Here is a 19,766-nt window from a genome sequence, read left to right as displayed (position 1 = left end):
ATGCCGGATGCGCCGTGAGGTTCGGGCGTCATTGTTTTTTTCGATGTGATGGCCCTCATGGTGGCTGTGCCGCTGTGGTTGTCACGGGTCTGAGATGCCCGGCTTTATCGCCAACAGGGATTGCAACTTGAACGCCGGGCGAATCGTTGTGGAGGAGCCATGCATAAAAAACTTTCCATAACATCAGCAGACGCTGTGCGTATCGGGATTGCTGTGTTGCTGACCGCCTGGCTTGCTGGATGCGGCGGCGGTTATCGCACGCGGGTCATGGACACCCCGGAAACGGCAGGCCTCAAGGGTCATCAGAAGCCCTATACGGTCAACGGACGACTGTACCGGCCGATGACGAGCAGCGAAGGATTTTCCCAGGAAGGCATCGCCAGCTGGTACGGGTCCGATTTTCACGGCAAAAAGACCAGCAATGGCGAGCTTTACGATATGCATGCCATGACCGCGGCGCACAAGACCCTGCCGATGGGGACCAGTGTGCGGGTGGTCAACCGGCAGAACGGGCGCGAGTCGGTTGTGCGCATCAACGACCGGGGTCCTTTTGTCGGCGAGCGTATTATCGATCTGTCCTACGCGGCCGCCAGCCAGCTTGGGGTGGTCGGGCCGGGAACGGCGCCGGTGCGGATCGAGGCACTGGGCATTGCCCGGTCCGATGATCTGGGGAACATTACCTATCAGCCGTCTCCGAGTTACGATGTCGGCAGTTTCGCCGTGCAGATCGGCTCGTTTACAGTTAACGACAATGCCCGGCGCCTGGCGGAAAAATACCGTCAGCAATTGGGGCAGGCCACCATCAAGCAGGAATGGGTTGCCGGTCGGTTGTTCTACCGGGTCTGGGTGGGTCGTTACGATTCCCTGTCCGCCGCTCATGCGGCCAAGGAAAATTTCGGGCGTTCCGGCTACGGCAACTGTTTTGTCGTAGCCCTGGACTGATGCCGAAGGGCGTTTCCCGGTAGAGATCTTTTTGATGTAAACAGTTCGGGCAGTTGTCATGGAATTTACGGCTCATGAAAACCTGTCGGCCAACGATACTCTGAAAAGCATGGAGCAGATCGTTCAGCTGCGACTTGAACTGCCCACCCCACCCAATGTCGTTTTCCGGTTGCTGGAAGTTGTCAGGGACGACGAACACTCTTTCCGGGAAATCGGCGCTATCATCAGCAAGGATCCTTCCCTGACGGCCCGCATGATGAAGGCGGCCAATTCCTCGGTGTTCGGATTTCCCGGCAAGATCAGAAGCATCGACAGTGCCCTGACGGTGCTCGGCATCAACCTGATTCGGAATATCGCCCTGTCGTTCGTCATCGTGGAGGGGATAACCTGCCCCCCGGCCCGCTGGTTTGACATCACGTATTTCTGGAAACGCGCCATCACTTCGGCCGTTGCCGCCGAGATGATTGCCTCCCTGACCGGTTTACACAGCGATGATACTTTTCTGTGCTCACTGCTGCAGGACATCGGGGTGCTGGTCATGTACCAGCAAATGGAGGATGACTACAAGCAGGTCCTGCTGATGAAAGCTTTTGCCGGAAGCCAGAGTTTTCCCGTGGAGAGGGAGCTTATCGGTTTCGATCATGGTCAGCTGGGGGATTGATGCTCAAGCAGTGGGGATTGCCCGAGAGCGTGTATCTTCCGGTTTTCCACCATCATGACCGGCCGCCGGGGGCTTTTCCCGATGCGGCGCTGATTGGCATTCTCCGCGTCGGGGACATGCTGTCGGCACTGTATCATGGTGCCGCCGGCAGTCGCACCCTGGAGCTTGTGTTTGACATCCTGGAGAGCAGCTACGGGCTGGAAAGGGAGGCCATAAAGCAGATGATCGATCTTCTGGCCGCAAGGACCATGGAGATTCTGAATTTTTTCGACATCGATCCGGGCGAGATGAAACCGCTTTCGCAGCTTTTGCAGGAGGCCAACGCCGAACTCGGCAAACGGGCGATGTCTTATGAATGTCTGGTAGGCCAGTTGCGGCAATCCCGGGAAGAATCCACGCGGTTTATCGCCAAATTGCTCGAAGCCAACAACGAACTGCGCAACCTCGCATACCGGGACGAATTGACCGGACTCTATAATCATCGCTATTTTCTGCAGCAGATCGACAAGGAACTGGAGCGTTCCAGCCGTTACGGCAGCCCTCTGTCGCTGATGTTTTTTGATATCGACTTTTTCAAGGACATCAACGACTCTCACGGTCATCTGGCGGGGGATGCGGTGCTGCGCAGCATTGCAAGCCAGGTGACGACCTGCATGCGCGGTTGCGATGTGGTGGCACGTTACGGCGGCGATGAATTCGCTGTCATTATGCCGGAAACGGATCGCGGCGGACTGGAGTCCCTGTGCGAGCGTCTGCGTGGGCATATTGAAAGGACACAGATTTCCGTCAACGGCAAAACCCTCGGCATCACTGTCAGTATCGGCGGTGCCTGCTTCGATGGCCAGGGTCAGAAAGTCACCCGTTTCGCCATGCTGAATGTCGCCGATCAGGCTATTTATCAGTCGAAAAAGTCCGGCCGCAATACCATAACGGTCAGAACGATTGTATGATGAGCCTGTTTTTTTAATGTCTTTATTTCACTGAACATGCAGGGGCAATCATGGACAAAAAAAAAGAATTTGTACTGAAAATGGCGCCGAATCACGCGCTGAGCCTGTATCCCGCCTGTGATACCTGTGACGGCCAAAAGCCCGGGATCGGCTATTTATGTGGCAGCGACGAGGAAGGCAATGGTTTTGTCGTCTGGATTTCCGACAAGAATGTTTATCAGCTGATGGAAAAAATAATTGCCAGACGCTGAAGTTTTGACTTTTCGACAATTTTCTGTTCCATATGAATACGCCTCTTGCCGTTTATCGCAGGGGGCGTTTTTGTATACTGATTGTGAAAACATCGTGATGTCGATTTCTCGTCCAGGGAGGGTACCATGAACATTCTGGTGGCTTGTGATTCCTTCAAGGGCAGCCTGACGGCCGTCGAGGCATGCACTATCATTGCCGCTACGCTGGGTCGCATTCATCCGGGCTGGAACTTGCGCGTCTGTCCGCTGGCCGATGGCGGCGAAGGTACGGCCGAGCTCCTGACCGGCGCGGCGCAGGGATGCTGGAGGGACGTTGGGGATGTGATGGGACCGTTGCCCGGCATGCGCATGACCGCCTCCTACGGCTGGGTTGCCCCGAGCGCAACGGCCATCGTGGAAATGGCCAGAGCCAGCGGCCTGGTGCTTCTGGATGCCGCGCATCGTCGCCCGCTGGAAACCACTACCTACGGTACGGGGCAGCTTCTGCAGGCAGCGGTACGGCAGGGCGCCCGTCACATATTGCTGACGCTTGGCGGCAGCGCCACGGTGGACGGCGGTACCGGCGCTGTGCGGGCCCTCGGATGGCGATTTCTCGACGCCATGGGACAACCGGTCCCGCTCGGCGGCGGCAGTCTGTCAACGCTGCGTCGGATTGTGCCGCCCGTGAATCGGCTGCCGGAGGTTACGGTGCTGTGCGATGTTGTCAACCCCCTGTGCGGGGCACAGGGGGCGGCACGGGTATTCGCACCCCAGAAAGGGGCGACCCCCGCCCAGGTCGAAATGCTGGAACAGGGGCTTGCCCACCTTGCAGAGCTTATCCAGGAACAACTCGGTATGAACGTGGCCGATATTGCAGGCGGGGGAGCGGCCGGCGGTTTCGGCGCCGGCGCCGTGGCTTTCCTGGGGGGCAGGCTGCGGGGGGGGATTGCCGTGGTGATGGAACGGCTCCGGTTTGAACAAGAATTGCGGTCCGCCGATTGGGTCATTACCGGCGAAGGGTGTCTGGATCCTACCTCCCTGCATGGAAAAGTGGTCAGCGGTGTGCTGGAACGGGCCCGGCGGTTTGGGGTGCCCGTGGCCGTTCTGGCGGGTCGGCTGCAATTGAACGCCAAAGAGTGCACCCGGGCAGGGGTCCGCCACGCCCTGTCCGTTACCCCTGAGGACATGCCGCTTGACGAGGCTTTCGCCCGTGCCGCCGAATTGCTGAGCTGCGCGGCGGAGCGATTGGCCGCACGGTTGCATCCCCCGTCACGGACCTGACATGGGTTTTGCCAGGGATTTTACCTCTTCCGCAACTCGGCATCTGGCAAGGGAGGCTGTTTCTGGTATGTTATAGATCATGATGTAAAAATCTTCATGGTTTTATTTTTTCCAGGGGTCCAGAAGCAGCATTTGGGTCGGCGGAGGGAGGTACGAAGCCGTGGTTTTCGGAAAATGTAGCGAGCGGGGGCAGTCAGCGGTGGAGTATGCCGTCGTTCTTGCCTTGATTGTTGCTGTAGCAATGGCGTCCATAGGCGATTTGGGCAAGATTGTCAATCATACATATACGCCCGTGGCGAATGCCTTGCCGGGAGGTGATGACGGCGGTTCCGGTGGCGGTTCCGGTGGCGGTTCCGGTGGCGGTTCCGGCGGTGGTTCGGGCGGCGGTTCCGGTGGTGGTTCCGGTGGTGGTTCCGGTGGCGGTTCCGGCGGTGGTTCGGGCGGCGGTTCCGGTGGTGGTTCCGGTGGCGGTTCCGGTGGCGGTTCCGGTGGCGGTTCCGGTGGCGGTTCCGGCGGTGGTTCCGGCGGTGGTTCCGGCGGTGGTTCGGGCGGTGGTTCGGGCGGTGGTTCCGGCGGTGGTTCCGGCGGTGGTTCCGGCGGTGGTTCCGGCGGCGGTTCCGGTGGCGGTTCCGGTGGCGGTTCCGGTGGCGGTTCCGGTGGCGGTTCCGGCGGTGGTTCCGGCGGTGGTTCCGGTGGTGGTTCCGGTGGTGGTTCCGGTGGCGGTTCCGGTGGCGGTTCCGGCGGTGGTTCGGGCGGCGGTTCGGGCGGCGGTTCGGGCGGCGGTTCGGGTGGCGGTTCCGGTGGCGGTTCCGGTGGCGGTTCCGGTGTGATTATCGGGACAGTGTCAGTGGCTGGCTTGCAACCAACAAGAACCGGCACGCCCCGCTTGGTTGGTTACTTGCCCTGTTATATCGTTCAGGGTATCGGACCGGTTGCCCCGGTTGCAGGTGAGGACGTTTCGGAGTCTGCCGCGGGTGGATCGTATCCGTTATCGGAGCGTCCGCTGCTTTGGGTCGGTGTCGGGCTGTTTATCGGTATCGCGATTTTGGCAAGCCTGGCGGTTCATGCTGTCGAAAAAAGGTATTGGCGTGCCGCTGTTTTGATTCCAGCCGGATTTATGCTTGCTTTTTTGATTTTCTATTTTTTTGCCGCACAGTCTTTAACTCTGGCGCAGATCATTCTCTCCCTGCTCGCCAAAGGAGGCGTAACGCTGATTACAGCTCTGCTGGTCGGTCTTCCCTTTAAAATTTATCGGAGTCGAAAAGCAACAGTGGTGTGATGGCAGAGAATGCGGGGATGCCCTCAGGCCAGGCCACGGCGGCGCATTTCCTGTTTGATCCACGACTTCTGGGAGGGTGTGAGGCGCTGCGAGGCGGCCAACTGGATAATTTCCGGACCTCGCATGCCCGGCAGCCAGAGAGCGAACCAGATGCCGGGGGTGCGTGGGTGTTTGAGGATGGCGGTGCGCAGGGTTTTGCGTGCCTTCCAGCGCGGATGTCTGGCGATGATGGAGATGTTTTCGGCGTCGGCCCGGACTCCGCGCAGGAACCGGGCTACCGCCATCTCCTGCAGCCGGGGGTTTTCCAGACAGGGTTCCATGAGGGCCGGATGGCCTTCCTTGAGCAGTTCCGCCACCACGGTTGCGGTGGCGCGGCGGGCGAGGGTGATCTTGTTGCCCAGAGGGGTGGTGGGCAGGCGCTGGATGATAAGGCGTTCGGCGGCCAGTTTCTGGTCCGGTGCGACGCCGGGCAGAAAACAGATGTCCAGCAGTTCGAACAGGTGCAGCAGCGGCAGCAGGGTTTGCAGCAGTGACGTGGGCAGATGAGGATGCCTGATCAGCGCCCGCCGGACTTTATGGCTCTGGCGGGCGTTTTCGGTCTGGTGAATGGCCCGCAGCAGATCCTCGCCAAGGTCCCTGCGCTTGAGCAGGGCCAGCAGATGCAGCTCATTCAGCGCCCGGTTTCGGAGTGCGGTGTGCAGCACCTCGGGCGCGGGATCCTGCATGGTGATGAACAGTTCTTCGCGGCTGCCGGTGAGGGCACGACGCAGGCGGCGCGCCAGGTCTGCATCCATCGCTTGAACCTCCGATTGGCCATCCATGGGTCACGCAGGACACCATCGCGATCAGCTTTCGGCGCCGTATTCTTCCAGAAAATTCTTCTTGAAGGCGGCAAAATCGTTGTTTTCAATCGCTTGCCGCACTTCGCTCATCATGTTCAGGTAAAAATGCACGTTGTGAATGGCGGCCAGGGTTGCCGACAGGATTTCATTTGATTTGAACAGGTGATGCAGATAGGCGCGGCTGAAATTGGCGCAGCAATAACAATTACACGAAGCATCCACCGGAAAAAAATCCCGCCGGTAGCGCCGGTGTGTCAGACGGATGCGCCCGCGCCGCGTGAACAGGGTGGCGCTGCGGGCATAGCGGGTCGGAATGACGCAGTCGAACATATCCATGCCGCGCTCGACGCTTTCCAGGATATCCTCGGGCAGTCCCACCCCCATCAGGTAGCGCGGCTTGTTTTCGGGCAAGCGGTGGGCCGTATAGTCGACGACTTTCTTGAGCAGATCCAGCCCCTCGCCGACGCTGACGCCGCCGATCGCGTAACCGGGGAAATCCATTCCGGTCATCTGCCGGGCGCACTCCTGGCGCAGATCCTCGTAGATGCTTCCTTGTACGATGCCGAAAAGCGCCTGATCGGCACGGCCGTGACTTTTCAGGCAGGCCTCCGCCCAGCGCAGGGTTTTGCGAATCGATGTCGCGGCGTAGGCGTGGGTCGAAGGGTAGGGGATACATTCGTCAAACGCCATGATGATGTCGGCGCCAAGGGCATTCTGGATCGCCATGGCCTCGGAAGGCCCCAGAAAGATTTCTTCCCCGGTGATTTCATGACGGAAAAACACCCCGGTTTCGGTGATGCGTTTTTTCGGCAGCGAGAATACCTGAAAGCCGCCGCTATCGGTCAGAATCGGCCGATTCCAGTGCATGAAACGGTGCAGCCCCCCGGCTTTTTCAATCAAACCCTCCCCGGGCGCAAGGTGCAGGTGGTAGGTGTTGGAAAGGATGATCTGCGCGCCGGTCTCCTCAACCTGGGCCGGGGTCATGGCTTTCATGGCGCCATGCGTGCCGACCGGCATGAAAATCGGGGTTTCTATGGTGCCGTGCGGTGTCGAGAGCCGGCCGCGGCGTGCGGCGGTTCCGGAATCCCTGGCGAGTAATGAAAATTCAAACATGGTCGCGGCCATCCCTGGAATTTTGAAGGTAGAATAAGAAGGTGCAGGATGCGGCCGGCTGTTTTCGACCACGCCGGGACTTTAGCAGAAGGATTCGCCGAAAGCAACCATCCGGGGCTGTCGTTTCCACGGGGCGGGCCTTGCGGCGGGTTGTCCTGGCGCAAAGCGCCAAAAAGCATTTGTCTGTGAAATTTGTTACTATTTTGACAGGTCGTTTCCCTGTGGCAGGGGCAGGCGGATCAGAATGGATCTTGCAGGATGTGCGATGCCCGTCGGCAGGCATCATCCTGACGGCACGGATGAAAGGAAGCACCTATGACGCGTGGTCTTTTCTGGCAGTTGATCATTGTTGTGACAACCATCCTGATGGTCAACTACGCGTTGACGAAACTGACGCCGCCAACCCGGGAGACGGTTGCGGAGGTGAGTTACAGTCGTTTCAAGGCGGAACTGGGTGCCGAAAATGTGGCAGCCGTCACCTTTGAAGGCAACAGCCTGGACGGTCGCCTGAAGGAACGGGTATTGCTGGAGGGTACCGCCGAAACAGAAGGCGACAAGAGCTTCCTGCTGTTTCGCACCACCCTGCCGCCCGTGTCCGACCCGCAATTGCTTCAGGAACTGGAAAAACGTAAGGTCGAGGTTGCTGTGCGTCCCGAAAAAAAACCGTCGGCCTGGACCACCGCCCTGATTTATCTCTTTCCGTGGCTTCTGATCATCGGTGTCTGGTGGTTCATCCTCAAGGGGATGCGCACCCGGCAGGGGCCCGGTGGCGGAGTCATGGGCGGTTTCGCCAAATCCGGCGCCAAAATGTATACCAAGGAACGATCCCGCGTGACGTTTGCCGACGTGGCCGGGCTTGAGGAAGCCAAGCAGGAATTGATGGAGATCGTGGAATTTCTGCGCAATCCCAAACGGTTCATGCGGCTGGGGGCCAAGGCGCCGCGCGGCGTGCTGCTGGTGGGACCGCCAGGCACCGGCAAGACCCTGATGGCGCGCGCCGTGGCGGGAGAAGCGGGGGTGCCGTTCTTCACCATCTCGGCCTCCCAGTTTATCGAAATGTTTGTCGGCGTGGGCGCCAGCCGGGTTCGCGATCTTTTTGGAAATGCCAAGAAAAATGCGCCCAGCATTATCTTCATCGATGAACTCGATGCCGTCGGGCGTTCCCGCGGCACCGGCCTTGGCGGCGGCAACGACGAGCGGGAACAGACTCTCAATCAGCTGCTGTCGGAGATGGATGGCTTCGAAGCCCATGACGAGGTGATTGTCATGTCCGCCACCAATCGTCCGGACGTTCTCGATCCGGCCCTGCTGCGTCCCGGCCGCTTCGATCGACAGGTGGTGGTGGAGCGTCCCGACTGGCGCGCCCGGGGGAGATCCTCAAGGTGCACACCCGCAAGGTGCCGCTGGCAGACGATGTCGATCTGCAGCTTCTTGCCCGCAGCACGCCGGGGATGTGCGGCGCCGATCTGGAGAATCTGGTTAACGAAGCGGCCCTTATCGCGGCCCGCGAGGATGCCCAGCAGGTTTGCATGGCCCATTTCGAGCGGGCCAAGGACCGGGTGCTCATGGGTACCGAGCGCAAACTGGTCATGTCTCAGCAGGAAAAGCGCATCACCGCTTACCATGAGGCTGGGCATACCCTGCTGGCGCGCCTGAGCCCCGGCGCCGACCCGATCCACAAGGTGTCGATTATTCCGCGCGGTCAGGCCCTGGGGATGACGCAGCAGTTGCCGGTGGATGACCGCTATCACTATTCCCGCACCTACCTGATGACCCGCATCGCCGTCAGCCTCGGTGGACGGGCCGCCGAAAAGGCGGAGTTCGAGGAGCTGTCCACCGGCGCCCAGAACGACCTCAAGCAAGCCACCGAACTGGCCGAAAAAATGGTCTGCCAGTGGGGCATGAGCGAACGCATCGGTCCCATGAGTTTCAGTCGCGGCGAAGAGCACCCATTTCTGGGCCGCAAGCTTGCCAGCGACAATTCATTCAGCGAACACATGGCCTGGATAATCGACCAGGAGATCGAAAAGATCGTCAAGACCGGCGAGCAGCAGGCCGATGAGATCATCGGTGGCAATCTGTTCGCATTGGGAAAACTGGCCGAAGCCCTGCTCGAGGAAGAAGTTCTCGACAGCCGGAGGGTGGATGAAGTGCTGCGCGAGGCCGGCATCGAGGTGAAGAGCACGTCCCGGACAAAATCCGAAGAAGGCGTTTTGCTGCAGGGTGAATTGGCGGGCGGCGGGGTGGAGAACTGAGGGTGGTTGCGTTGCGTGGCTGTCGGTGATATCGGGGGTGGTAACCGTGACTTGACAGTCGTTGCAGGTTCTATAGACTGGCGGTGTTGTGATCCCCGGCCAATGCAATGAACGATGATTTCAAGGAGGCGCAGATATGCAGATTCACCCTCTGGCGGGACAGCCGGCACCGAAGTCGATCCTTTGCAACATTCCAAGGTTGATCAGCGATTACTATACGCGGCACCCCGACCCGGACGATGAGACCAACCTGGTCAGTTTCGGTACATCGGGGCATCGCGGCTGTGCGACCCATGGATCGTTCAACGAGGATCACATTTTCGCCATCGTGCAGGCAATCTGCGATTACCGGGCCGCTGCGGGCATCGACGGGCCTTTGTTCCTGGGTATGGACACCCATGCGCTTTCCGAGCCGGCCCACGCCACGACATTGCAGGTGCTGGCGGCCAACGGGGTACAGGTACGCATCGCAGCCGGTTCGGGCTATACTCCCACGCCGGTCATCTCCCACGCGATTCTCGCCTGGAACCGCTGCCGGAAGCAACATCGGGCCGATGGCATCGTTATTACGCCATCCCACAACCCGCCGGATAATGGCGGCATCAAGTACAACCCACCCCATGGCGGCCCGGCCGACACCGACGTGACTGCAGCGGTTGCCGACCGAGGCAACGCTTATCTGCGCCACGGCCTGAAGGGGGTGAAGCGTGTCCCGTACCCGCAAGCCCTCGGCGCATCCACCACCGTTTCGCACGATTACGTGACACCTTATGTGAATGACCTCATTCATGTCATCGACATGGAAGCGATCAGGGACGCCGGTCTGCGCATCGCGGCTGACGCTCTGGGCGGATCCGGTCTCGGCTACTGGCGTCCGATCGCCGAGAAGTACGGACTGAATATCGACGTGATTCATGGATGCCCGGATCCGACCTTCGGCTTCATGTGTGTCGACAAGGATGGCAAGATCCGTATGGACTGTTCTTCCGCCAGTGCCATGGCGGGCCTGATCGGACTCAAGGACGATTATGATATCGCTTTCGGCAACGATCCCGATTTCGACCGTCACGGTATCGTGACCCCGTCGGCGGGGCTGATGAATCCCAATCATTATCTGGCGGTGGCCATCAACTATCTTTTCCGTCACCGAAGCGGTTGGAGCCAGACCGCCGCGGTTGGCAAGACATTGGTGTCCTCATCGATGATCGACCGCGTCGCCGCCGATCTGGGACGCCCGCTATCGGAAGTGCCGGTCGGATTCAAATGGTTCGTCGACGGCCTGGCCGACGGCAGTTGCGGTTTTGGCGGTGAAGAAAGTGCTGGAGCTTCCTTTTTGCGCATGGACGGCTGCGTATGGTCCACCGACAAGGACGGCATCATTCTCAGCCTGCTGGCGGCGGAGATTACCGCCGTCACCGGACGTGACCCGGCCCAGCATTACCAGTACCTGGCGCGCAAGTTCGGCGACCCTGTTTATGCCCGCATCGACGCCGGTGCCACGCCTGCCCAGAAAGCGGTGCTTGGCAATCTTTCCCCCGCACAGGTTGCGGCTACCCACCTTGCCGGAGAACCGATTCGGGCCAAACTTACCCGTGCTCCCGGCAATGGTGCCGGTATTGGCGGCCTCAAGGTCGCGGCTGAAAATGGCTGGTTTGCGGCCCGTCCGTCGGGCACCGAGGATATTTACAAAATTTATGCGGAATCATTTCTCGGCGAGGCGCACCTGAATCAGATCCAGGACGAGGCGCGCGCTATCGTCGGCGCGGCGTTGAAGGCTGCAGGGGTTTAGGAAACAGCGAAGGCCCGCGGCAAACCGCGGGCCTTCGCTGTGTTGCAGACGGTTCCGAGACGGATCAGCGCAGGTTGTAGAATACTCCCCGGCCGTTGAAACAGGCGGCGTCACCGAGCTGATCCTCGATGCGCAGCAGCTGATTGTATTTGCATACCCGGTCAGTGCGGCTGGCGGATCCGGTTTTGATCTGTCCGGCATTGGTGGCCACGACCAGGTCGGCGATGGTGGTGTCTTCGGTTTCGCCGCTGCGGTGGGAGACGACGGCGGTGTAGCCGGCGCGTTTGGCCATTTCGATGGCTTCCAAAGTTTCGGTCAGGGTGCCGATCTGGTTGAGCTTGATAAGGATGGAGTTGGCGATGCCCTTGTCAATGCCCTGTTTGAAGATTTTGGTGTTGGTGACGAACAGGTCGTCGCCGACAATCTGGATACGCTTGCCGAGTTTGTCGGTCAGCAGCTTCCAGCCGTCCCAGTCGTTCTCGGCCATGCCGTCTTCGATGGAGACGATGGGGTATCGATCGACCAGATCGGCATAAAAATCGACCAACTCAGCGGCGGTCTTGAGCGGTTGGGCTTCGTTGGCCAGATTGTATCTGCCGTCGGCGTAGAGTTCGGAAGCCGCCACATCGAGGGCCAGCAGCACATCTTCACCCGGTTTGTAGCCGGCGACCCGGATGGCTTCCATGATAACCTCGAGGGCTTCCTCGTTGCTTTTGAGATTGGGGGCAAAGCCGCCTTCGTCGCCGACGGCGGTGTTGCAGCCGCGCTTTTTCAGCACCGACTTCAGGGCGTGGAAGATTTCCGCGCCCATGCGCAGCGCTTCCCTGAAGCAAGAGGCGCCGGCGGGCATGATCATGAATTCCTGGATGTCGACATTGTTGTCGGCGTGGGCGCCGCCGTTGAGGATGTTCAGCATCGGCAGCGGCAGTTCGCGGGCATTGGGGCCGCCCAGGTACTGGTACAGGCTCAGGCCGAGTTCGTCGGCGGAGGCCCTGGCGCAGGCCAGGGAAACGCCGAGCATGGCATTGGCGCCGAGGTTTGATTTGAACTCGGTGCCGTCGAGTTCGATCATCCTGCGGTCGATGGCTGCCTGTTCCGTCGAATCCCAGCCCAGAAGCTCGGCGGCGATCACGTTGTTGACGTTGTCCACCGCCTTGAGAACCCCCTTGCCCAGATAACGGGCGGGGTCGCCGTCACGCATTTCCAGCGCTTCACGTTCGCCGGTGGAGGCACCGCTTGGCACGGCGGCGCGGCCCATGGCGCCACTTTCGAGATAAACCTCGACTTCAACTGTGGGATTTCCCCGTGAATCGAGGATTTCGCGGGCATAGATATCGACGATTTCGCTCATGATAAGCCCCTTTGCTAAAAGTGTTGGATTAATGAAGATTTATGCCGGCTGGGCGGCCGACCCTGTTATAGCATATTGGTTTGCAATTGGAACCTCTTTTTTGGTCTGGTCTGGTGACTGCAACCTCCGAAAAGGATTGATTTGCCCGCTGAACAATGGTAAAGGAAGAGTATCAAATTCTTAAAAATAAAAGGATATTTTTTGAATACACGGAATTCCCAGGGGAGGTTCGCGGCTGATGATCAGCGGCTCGCGAACCTCCTTTTCGGTCAAGCCAACAGCAACCTCAGGCAGATCGAGCGAATCCTCGGGGTACGCATTACCTCCAGGGGCGGCGAACTGCAGATTTTCGGGGACGATCATCAGACCGCGCTGACCCAGCGGCTGCTCGAGCAGTTGTATGAGGTACTGAAAGCGGATTACCCTCTGTACCCACCCGATATCGATTATGCCATACGCATTCTCAGCGCCGATGGCACGGTCCGTCTGAAGGATATTTTTCTCGACACCGTCTGCATTTCCGCGCGCAAGAAAATCATCTCGCCCAAAAGTCTCGCCCAGAAGGGCTATATCGACGCCATCCGTAGCAAGGAGGTGGTGTTCGGCATCGGCCCCGCGGGGACCGGCAAGACCTATCTGGCCATGGCCATGGCGGTTTCCTTCCTGCTGAAAAAGGAAGTAGCGCGGATCGTTCTGGTGCGACCGGCGGTGGAAGCGGGAGAAAAGCTCGGCTTTCTGCCCGGCGACATTGCCGAGAAGGTCAACCCCTATTTGCGGCCCCTTTACGATGCTCTTTTCGATATGCTCGATTACGATCGCGGCCAGATGCTGATTGACAAGGGGATTATCGAGGTGGCGCCGCTGGCCTTCATGCGCGGGCGCACCCTCAACGATGCTTTCGTGATTCTCGACGAGGCGCAGAATACCACCGCCGAGCAGATGAAAATGTTTCTGACACGGCTGGGGTTCGGTAGTCGTGCGGTCATCACGGGCGATGTCACCCAGATCGACCTGCCGACCGGGCGCCGCTCGGGATTGCTGGAAGCGGTCGATGTCCTGCAGGACATCGATGGTATCCATTTCAACTATTTTTCCGATCGCGATGTCGTGCGGCATCCCATCGTCCAGGCCATTGTCAAGGCCTATGACCGTAAAAGGGGCGATGGGGCGGCCACAGGCAAAGGAGACACGGATTGCCATGACCGGCAAGACTGATCGCAAGCAGGAAACCCCTGCCCGCAGAGGCAGGCCTGCTTCCGTTTTCATGAGTTTGAAATTTTCGCTGGATCAGAACACCCAACGCAACCTGCTGCTGTTGCTGGTGAGTCTTCTGATTGCCTTTATCGTCATCCCCAAGGGCAATTTCATTCCCGGATTCTATCAGCCCGGCGACATCGCCCAGCGCAACGTCAAGGCTCCTCGCGACCTGCTGGTGCCCGACGAGGTGCTGACGGAAAAGAAACAGCGTGAAGCCGCCGATGCGGTGCTGCCGCTTTACGATTACGATCCGCGCGCGGGACACGATATCACGGAGCGTCTGAAGCAGTCCTTCATGATCCTCGACAAAGCGCCCGCACCGGAAACAGTGCGGCGAAAGGAGCTCGAAGCGCTGCTCGGCATCGGTTTGTCCGATGCGGAGCTGGCGGTGTTCCGCCGGGTAGCCTCGCGTCCGGAACAGGCTTCTCTTCTGGTGCAGTCACTGCGGGATGTCATGCAGAACCAGATCGTGGGAAATCTCAAGCTATTTCAGACCGGGGGCGAGCACGGCATTGTGATGCGCAACCTGGTTACCCGGCAGGAACAGATTGCCCGGGGTCTTGACCAGGTGATCGGCATTGGCGATGCCATCGATATTGTGGGAGAGCAGCTCCGGGACATCCAGCCGTTGAACAATGGAGACCGGGCCGCGCTCATGGCCCAGGTCGGCAAGCTGTTGCGGCCGAATCTGACCTATAACCAGAGTGAAACCGAAAGCCGCAGACAGGCCGGCAGGGATGCCGTCAAACCGGTTCTCATGCAGGTCAAGAAAGGCGAGATGATCGTTCGCGAAGGCGAGCGGGTTACGGGCGAGCAGCTGGCCAAACTCAAGGCCTTTCGCGAGTTGGGCAGCGATCATCTGTCCCTGCGCATGGCGGCCGGGCTGTTTTTGATGATGTTGTTGCTGCTTTCCGTCGCGCACCGGTACGGACGGCGCAATATCAGCAAATACCGCGTGGACAACCGCGACCTGACATTCATGGCGGTGACTTTCGCCGGACTGTTCATCCTGGTCAAGCTGTCCATATTTATCTGCAGCGCCCTGGAAGGTTCATTCCCCTATATCGAGTCTTCCAGTTATTATTACGCCTTTCCCTTTGCGGTCGGCGCCATGCTGGTTCGCATCGTACTCAATTCGGAGGTGGCGCTGCTTTTCGGACTGGTCTTTTCCATGGTCGTCGGCCTGCTGTTCGGCGACAATCTGCATATGGCCCTGTTTGCCCTGGTCGGCAGTTTCACCGGTGGGCATTGGGTGCGGCACTGCATTCAGCGCACTACCCTCTATCAGGCCGGATGGCAGCTGTCCCTGGTCAATGTGAGCACGGTGCTGGCCACCCAGTTGATCGCCGGGCGCGGCTTCGATACCCAGATGTTCTACAAGGCCGGTTTCGGTTTTGCCGGCGGTTTCATCTGCGCGCTGCTGGTCACCGGACTGGTACCGCTGGTCGAGGCGCTGTTCAAATACACCACCAATATCAAGTTGCTGGAACTGGCCAACATGAATACGCCGCTGTTGCGCGAGTTGATGATCCAGGCTCCCGGCACCTATCACCACTCCATCATCGTCGGCAACCTGGCCGAGGCCGCTGCCGAAACCATTGGCGCCAATCCGTTGATGGCCCGCGTGGCGGCGTACTATCACGATATCGGAAAGATCCGCAAGCCCCTGTATTTCGTGGAGAACATCGGTACACAGGAGAACCGGCACAATAAACTCAGCCCTTCCATGAGCGCCCTGATTCTTATGTCTCATGTCAAGGAAGGAGCCGACATGGCCCGCGAAAACAAGCTTGGACAGACCCTGATCGATATCATTCGCCAGCACCACGGCACCGCCCTGATCAAGTTCTTTTATGACAAGGCCAAAAATCTCGAGGATCCGGGGGTTCAGCAGGTCAACGAACGCGATTACCGTTACCCGGGGCCCAAGCCCCAGACCCGCGAGGCGGCGCTGATAATGCTGGCCGACGCCATCGAGGCGGCCAGCCGCACCCTCACTGATCCGACCCCGGCGCGTATCCAGGGCATGGTGCAGAAGATCATCAACAATATTTTTATCGACGGTCAACTCGACGAATGCGAACTGACCCTCAAGGACCTGCACAACATCGCCAAGAGTTTCAACCGCATCCTGGCTGGCATCTTCCACCACAGGATCGATTACCCCGAGCCCGTTCACAAAGAACGGGAGAAGGAAACGGTCAAGAAGAAAAATGGGGATGATTCACATCGAGAACCGCCAAAAGAATCAAAAGATAGCGCTGGAAACGCTGCAAAAGGTAGCTCAGAGGATCTTAAACGACTCGGGATGTCCTGATGCCGAGTTGTCGGTGGTGATCGTCGACGACATCGAGATCCGCGAAATCAATCGGGATTATCTGCAGCGTGACAAGTCGACCAACGTCATCTCCTTCGCCATGCAGGAAGGGGAGGGCTCGGGACTGCACCCCGAACTGCTCGGTGACGTGATCATTTCCGCCGACACCGCGGCACGGGATGCGCGCGAAGCGGAGTTGTCTTTCGAGAGCGAGTTGTACTTTCTGCTGCTTCATGGCATTTTGCACCTGCTTGGCTACGATCACGAGCGTGGTACCCAGGAGCAGGCGCAGCTTATGGAAGAGCGTGAAGCGCAGCTGTTCGCCGGGATCCGGGAAGAATTTCTCAATGGCTGAGTGTCCGGCATGAAACCCGCCAAGGGCGTGCATTTCAGCTTCAACTGTGCCATCGAGGGATTTCTGTGGGCGGTCCGCACCCAGCAGCATATGCGCTGTCATTGCCTGGTAGCTGTCGGGGTGGTTCTGGCCGGGTTGATTTTCAGGGTGACCGCGCTTGAATTCATCCTGCTGGTGTTTGCCATTGTGCTGGTGCTTTTTGCCGAACTGGTCAATACCGCCTGCGAAACCTTGGTCGATCTGGCCTCGCCGGATTTCCATCCTCTGGCCCGCCGGGTCAAGGATGTTGCAGCGGGGGCGGTGCTGCTGGTCAGCGTGGGCGCCGCCATCGTGGGGTATCTGATCCTGTCAGGGTACGTCTTTGCCCCCCCGGCGACCAGCCGGCAAGCCATCTGGGCGGGGTAGCACCAGGGGAGCTGGCGGTTTTCAGTCTGGCGACGGTGATTCTGCTGGTGGTTCTGCTCAAGGCCTGGGCCGGGCGCGGCACGCCGCTTGAGGGCGGCATGCCCAGCGGTCATGCAGCCTTCGCTTTCTCCGTGGCGACCACGGTAGCACTGGCCCCGGTCGGCTCGGTGGTGATGCTCCTGACCCTGTCTCTGGCCGTTATGATCGCCCATAGTCGCATTTACATGGGGATCCACAGCGTACAGGAGGTTCTGGCCGGCGCCATGCTCGGTGCCGGGGTGACCTGGGTTCTGCACCTTTGTTTTGGCTGAAAGGCCCCGAAACATCGAGTTTTCCATTTATCCGGAGGAGACATTTGGACGACGACAGTTCTGGAAACAGGCCGGCTTTCTGGCACCGCCTCAAGGATGTGTTGCTGCCGGGCCGCCGGCGGATCCGTACCGAACAGGAATTGCAGGCAGTGATCGATGCCTCGGAAGAAGAAGGCATCATCAATGAAGAAGAAGGCGAGATGCTGCATTCCATATTCGAATTCGGGGAAACCATCGTACGCGAGATCATGGTTCCCCGCACCGATATGCGCTGCTGCAGCATCGATGCTTCAGTCCGCGAGGTTCTGGATGCCATCATCGACTCCGGGCACTCCCGCATTCCTGTTTACCAGGGCACGACCGATCACATCGTGGGGCTGATCTATGCCAAGGATCTTCTCAAATTCTGGGGCAAGGCATCGGCCGATATCGATCTGGCCGGCATCATGCGCGAGCCTTACTTCGTGCCCGAAACCAAAAAGATCGAGGAGCTGTTCAAGGAATTCCGTACCCGCCGGGTACATATGGCCATTGCCATCGATGAGTACGGGGGGACTTCCGGGCTGATCACCATCGAGGATCTGATCGAAGAAATTGTCGGCGACATCCAGGACGAATACGATCTGGAGGAGGACTGGCTGTTGCCGCAGGAGGACGACAGTTTGCTGGTTGATTGCCGCCTCAATATCGATGAATTCGAGGATTATTTCGGCATCACCATCTCTCGCGAGCGGTTCGATACCGTCGGCGGGTGGTTGTTTCATCTGTTGGGAAGGGTGCCCCACCGGGGCGAGGAAATCGTTTCTCAGGGACTGGTGATGACCGTCGAACAATGTGACGAGCGTAAAATTCATGCTGTGCGTGTGCGCCGTGACAGCGGCGCCGAAACGCCTTCCGCGCCATGAAACCGCGTCTCCCCGATACGGCCCTTTTGTGGGCCTTTTTTTCCGGACTATTGCTGGCCCTGTCGTTTCCCCGCCCGGACCTGGCAGCTTTTGCCTGGTTCGGGCTGGTGCCTTTGCTGCTGGTGTGCCGGGAACGGCCCTTCGCTACAGGGTTTGCCGCCGGCCTGGGGTTTTTCGGACTGGTTCTGTACTGGCTGAATATTGTCATGGTCCGCTACGGCCAGCTGCCGCCGCTTCTCTCCGGGGTCGCCTACCTGTTGTTGTGCGCCTATCTGGCGACCTTTTTCGGCGTTGCCATCTGGGGCTCCCGGCGTCTGCAGACACGCCTGGGCGTTGCCATGCCCCTGAGCCTGCCGGTCATCTGGGTGGCCGTCGAGTTCGTGCGCTCCTTCTTCCTCACCGGCTTTCCCTGGGCCAGCCTCGGTTACTCCCAGCAGAGTCGGTTGGCTGTTATTCAGTGCGCCGATGTTTTCGGGCCCTATGGCCTGAGTTTCCTGCTGGTTCTTGCCAATGCTACCCTGGCGGGAGTGGTATCATGGTTCCTGCGACGCCCGGAGACTTCGTTTCCGCGCCTTGCGCTGGCCGTCACCCTGCTGCTGATGGCGGGCAACCTGGCTTACGGCCGCTACCGGCTGGCCAATGATCCCGATCGTCGCGAAGCGGTTCTGAGGACGGTTCTGGTCCAGGGCAACATCGATCAGTCGCGGAAGTGGGATCCGGCTTACCAACGGGCGACCATCGATGTCTACCGTCGCCTGTCCCTGCAACCGGAGCAGCCGGCGCAGTTGGTGGTCTGGCCCGAAAGCGCCGTGCCGTTTTTTTTTCAGGAATCCGGTGCACTTTCGGAGCAGGTGCGGCAGGTCGCTGCCGACCGCAACGCCTGGCTGCTGTTCGGCAGTCCGGCCTATGAGGATATCAATCGACGCCGACATTATCTCAACAGCGCGTTTCTGCTGGCGCCCGATGGTGAGGAACTGGGACGTAGCGACAAGGTGCACCTGGTGCCCTTCGGAGAGTACGTGCCACTGAAAACCTTTCTGCCCTTTATCGATAAACTGGTGGTCGGGATTGGCGAGTTTTCCCCGGGGACCATCAGCCCCCTGCCGATGAACGGGCACAAGATCGGGGTGTTGGTCTGCTTCGAGGGGATTTTTCCGGAACTGGCCCGTGAATATGTGCGCCGCGGCAGCGATCTGCTGGTGAATATCACCAACGACGCCTGGTTCGGGCGTTCCTCGGCTCCATACCAGCATCTGGCCATGGCCCGCTTCCGCGCCGTGGAAAACCGCGTCTGGCTGGCACGCGCCGCCAATACCGGGATCTCGGCCCTGATTGCGCCCTCGGGACGCATCACGGCAAGGACCGATCTGTTCGAGACGGCGGCCCTGCAGGGCATTGCCGGACTTGGCAGCAGACCGACCTTTTATAACCGTTTCGGCGATATTCTGCCCTGCGTATGTCTTGTTACCGGCCTGGTCTGGTGTTTCAGCGCCTGGCGCCGCCGCGGCCTCGAAAGTTGAATG

18 protein-coding genes and 1 pseudogene are annotated in these 19,766 nt (G+C 59.4%); 16 read left to right on the top strand and 3 right to left on the bottom strand.

Annotation, left to right across the window (positions count from 1 at the left end):
- Positions 1-159 precede the first annotated feature (159 nt).
- The 7 genes from A6070_RS09230 to A6070_RS09200 all read left to right on the top strand — a co-directional run bounded on the left by A6070_RS09230 (position 160) and on the right by A6070_RS09200 (position 5,343).
- Complete coding sequence (locus A6070_RS09230) at positions 160-942, top strand: septal ring lytic transglycosylase RlpA family protein (protein ID WP_072285486.1); 783 nt, start codon at positions 160-162, stop codon at positions 940-942.
- Between the two features lie 58 nt (positions 943-1,000).
- Positions 1,001-1,603, top strand: coding sequence for an HDOD domain-containing protein (locus A6070_RS09225; protein ID WP_072502069.1), 603 nt, complete (start codon positions 1,001-1,003; stop codon positions 1,601-1,603).
- Positions 1,603-2,553, top strand: coding sequence for a GGDEF domain-containing protein (locus tag A6070_RS09220; protein ID WP_072502068.1), 951 nt, complete (start codon positions 1,603-1,605; stop codon positions 2,551-2,553). The genes A6070_RS09225 and A6070_RS09220 overlap by 1 nt, the downstream gene beginning before the upstream one ends.
- Positions 2,554-2,603: 50 nt before the next feature.
- A complete protein-coding gene (locus A6070_RS09215) occupies positions 2,604-2,804 on the top strand; it encodes a hypothetical protein (protein WP_072285484.1) in 201 nt (66 codons plus the stop codon).
- 126 nt (positions 2,805-2,930) lie between these two features.
- Positions 2,931-4,064 carry a glycerate kinase family protein gene (locus A6070_RS09210; protein WP_072285483.1) on the top strand — a complete coding sequence of 378 codons (1,134 nt, stop codon included), beginning with the start codon at positions 2,931-2,933 and terminating at the stop codon, positions 4,062-4,064.
- A 317-nt stretch (positions 4,065-4,381) separates the two neighbouring features.
- Positions 4,382-4,894 carry a hypothetical protein gene (locus A6070_RS15810; protein WP_158513959.1) on the top strand — a complete coding sequence of 171 codons (513 nt, stop codon included), beginning with the start codon at positions 4,382-4,384 and terminating at the stop codon, positions 4,892-4,894.
- A 17-nt stretch (positions 4,895-4,911) separates the two neighbouring features.
- Complete coding sequence (locus A6070_RS09200; protein ID WP_158513957.1) at positions 4,912-5,343, top strand: hypothetical protein; 432 nt, start codon at positions 4,912-4,914, stop codon at positions 5,341-5,343.
- A gap of 23 nt (positions 5,344-5,366) precedes the next feature.
- Here A6070_RS09200 and A6070_RS09195 read toward each other — a convergent pair whose 3' ends face one another.
- On the bottom strand, positions 5,367-6,137 hold the full coding sequence (locus A6070_RS09195; RefSeq protein WP_235605438.1) for a hypothetical protein: 771 nt from the start codon (positions 6,135-6,137) through the stop codon (positions 5,367-5,369).
- Between the two features lie 51 nt (positions 6,138-6,188).
- Positions 6,189-7,298, bottom strand: coding sequence for a tRNA guanosine(34) transglycosylase Tgt (gene tgt, locus A6070_RS09190; RefSeq protein ID WP_072285480.1), 1,110 nt, complete (start codon positions 7,296-7,298; stop codon positions 6,189-6,191).
- Between the two features lie 315 nt (positions 7,299-7,613).
- Between tgt and ftsH the strand changes: the two are divergent.
- Together ftsH and pgm are read left to right on the top strand one after the other, a co-directional pair.
- Positions 7,614-9,553: pseudogene (gene ftsH / locus A6070_RS16720) on the top strand (ATP-dependent zinc metalloprotease FtsH).
- A gap of 136 nt (positions 9,554-9,689) precedes the next feature.
- Positions 9,690-11,342 carry a phosphoglucomutase (alpha-D-glucose-1,6-bisphosphate-dependent) gene (pgm, locus tag A6070_RS09180; RefSeq protein ID WP_072285478.1) on the top strand — a complete coding sequence of 551 codons (1,653 nt, stop codon included), beginning with the start codon at positions 9,690-9,692 and terminating at the stop codon, positions 11,340-11,342.
- 64 nt (positions 11,343-11,406) lie between these two features.
- Here the strand turns inward: pgm and eno are convergent, their stop codons facing one another.
- Positions 11,407-12,693 carry a phosphopyruvate hydratase gene (gene eno, locus A6070_RS09175; RefSeq protein ID WP_072285477.1) on the bottom strand — a complete coding sequence of 429 codons (1,287 nt, stop codon included), beginning with the start codon at positions 12,691-12,693 and terminating at the stop codon, positions 11,407-11,409.
- Positions 12,694-12,894: 201 nt separating this feature from the next.
- On the opposite strand from eno, the gene A6070_RS09170 reads away from it, so the two are divergent.
- Genes A6070_RS09170 through lnt form a run of 7 tightly spaced genes read left to right on the top strand, consistent with a single transcriptional unit; the run spans position 12,895 to position 19,763 of the window.
- Positions 12,895-13,908 carry a PhoH family protein gene (locus A6070_RS09170; protein ID WP_072285476.1) on the top strand — a complete coding sequence of 338 codons (1,014 nt, stop codon included), beginning with the start codon at positions 12,895-12,897 and terminating at the stop codon, positions 13,906-13,908.
- Positions 13,892-16,267, top strand: a complete 2,376-nt coding sequence (locus A6070_RS09165; RefSeq protein WP_072285475.1) for an HD family phosphohydrolase — start codon at positions 13,892-13,894, stop codon at positions 16,265-16,267. The genes A6070_RS09170 and A6070_RS09165 overlap by 17 nt, the downstream gene beginning before the upstream one ends.
- Complete coding sequence (gene ybeY, locus A6070_RS09160; RefSeq protein ID WP_072285474.1) at positions 16,164-16,622, top strand: rRNA maturation RNase YbeY; 459 nt, start codon at positions 16,164-16,166, stop codon at positions 16,620-16,622. Before A6070_RS09165 ends, ybeY begins: the two co-directional genes overlap by 104 nt.
- 9 nt (positions 16,623-16,631) lie before the next feature.
- Complete coding sequence (locus A6070_RS16120; RefSeq protein ID WP_236718882.1) at positions 16,632-17,027, top strand: diacylglycerol kinase family protein; 396 nt, start codon at positions 16,632-16,634, stop codon at positions 17,025-17,027.
- 35 nt (positions 17,028-17,062) lie between these two features.
- Positions 17,063-17,338 (top strand): phosphatase PAP2 family protein, encoded by a 276-nt coding sequence (locus A6070_RS16115; protein WP_236718881.1) that lies wholly within the window; start codon positions 17,063-17,065, stop codon positions 17,336-17,338.
- Between the two features lie 44 nt (positions 17,339-17,382).
- Positions 17,383-18,243, top strand: a complete 861-nt coding sequence (locus tag A6070_RS09150) for a hemolysin family protein (RefSeq protein ID WP_083558406.1) — start codon at positions 17,383-17,385, stop codon at positions 18,241-18,243.
- Positions 18,240-19,763 carry an apolipoprotein N-acyltransferase gene (lnt, locus tag A6070_RS09145; protein WP_072285472.1) on the top strand — a complete coding sequence of 508 codons (1,524 nt, stop codon included), beginning with the start codon at positions 18,240-18,242 and terminating at the stop codon, positions 19,761-19,763. Before A6070_RS09150 ends, lnt begins: the two co-directional genes overlap by 4 nt.
- Positions 19,764-19,766 lie beyond the last annotated feature (3 nt).

Origin of the sequence: Syntrophotalea acetylenica (genome assembly GCF_001888165.1) — a bacterium.
In the GTDB taxonomy this organism is placed as follows: Bacteria; Desulfobacterota; Desulfuromonadia; order Desulfuromonadales; family Syntrophotaleaceae; genus Syntrophotalea; species Syntrophotalea acetylenica.
The sequence above is the reverse complement of the archived record's forward strand: the minus strand, read 5'-3'. Positions and strand labels throughout refer to the sequence as shown.

Excerpts from the sequence above, each read along its gene's own strand:
- tgt (WP_072285480.1), bottom strand. The coding sequence starts at position 7,298 with ATGTTTGAATTTTCATTACTCGCCAGGGATTCCGGAACCGCCGCACGC.
- eno (WP_072285477.1), bottom strand. The coding sequence starts at position 12,693 with ATGAGCGAAATCGTCGATATCTATGCCCGCGAAATCCTCGATTCACGG.
- A6070_RS09210 (WP_072285483.1), top strand. The coding sequence starts at position 2,931 with ATGAACATTCTGGTGGCTTGTGATTCCTTCAAGGGCAGCCTGACGGCC.
- A6070_RS09165 (WP_072285475.1), top strand. The coding sequence starts at position 13,892 with ATGACCGGCAAGACTGATCGCAAGCAGGAAACCCCTGCCCGCAGAGGC.
- ybeY (WP_072285474.1), top strand. The coding sequence starts at position 16,164 with ATGGGGATGATTCACATCGAGAACCGCCAAAAGAATCAAAAGATAGCG.
- A6070_RS16120 (WP_236718882.1), top strand. The coding sequence starts at position 16,632 with ATGAAACCCGCCAAGGGCGTGCATTTCAGCTTCAACTGTGCCATCGAG.
- A6070_RS09225 (WP_072502069.1), top strand. The coding sequence starts at position 1,001 with ATGGAATTTACGGCTCATGAAAACCTGTCGGCCAACGATACTCTGAAA.
- lnt (WP_072285472.1), top strand. The coding sequence starts at position 18,240 with ATGAAACCGCGTCTCCCCGATACGGCCCTTTTGTGGGCCTTTTTTTCC.
- A6070_RS09220 (WP_072502068.1), top strand. The coding sequence starts at position 1,603 with ATGCTCAAGCAGTGGGGATTGCCCGAGAGCGTGTATCTTCCGGTTTTC.
- A6070_RS09230 (WP_072285486.1), top strand. The coding sequence starts at position 160 with ATGCATAAAAAACTTTCCATAACATCAGCAGACGCTGTGCGTATCGGG.
- A6070_RS15810 (WP_158513959.1), top strand. The coding sequence starts at position 4,382 with ATGACGGCGGTTCCGGTGGCGGTTCCGGTGGCGGTTCCGGTGGCGGTT.
- A6070_RS09215 (WP_072285484.1), top strand. The coding sequence starts at position 2,604 with ATGGACAAAAAAAAAGAATTTGTACTGAAAATGGCGCCGAATCACGCG.
- A6070_RS09195 (WP_235605438.1), bottom strand. The coding sequence starts at position 6,137 with ATGGATGCAGACCTGGCGCGCCGCCTGCGTCGTGCCCTCACCGGCAGC.
- pgm (WP_072285478.1), top strand. The coding sequence starts at position 9,690 with ATGCAGATTCACCCTCTGGCGGGACAGCCGGCACCGAAGTCGATCCTT.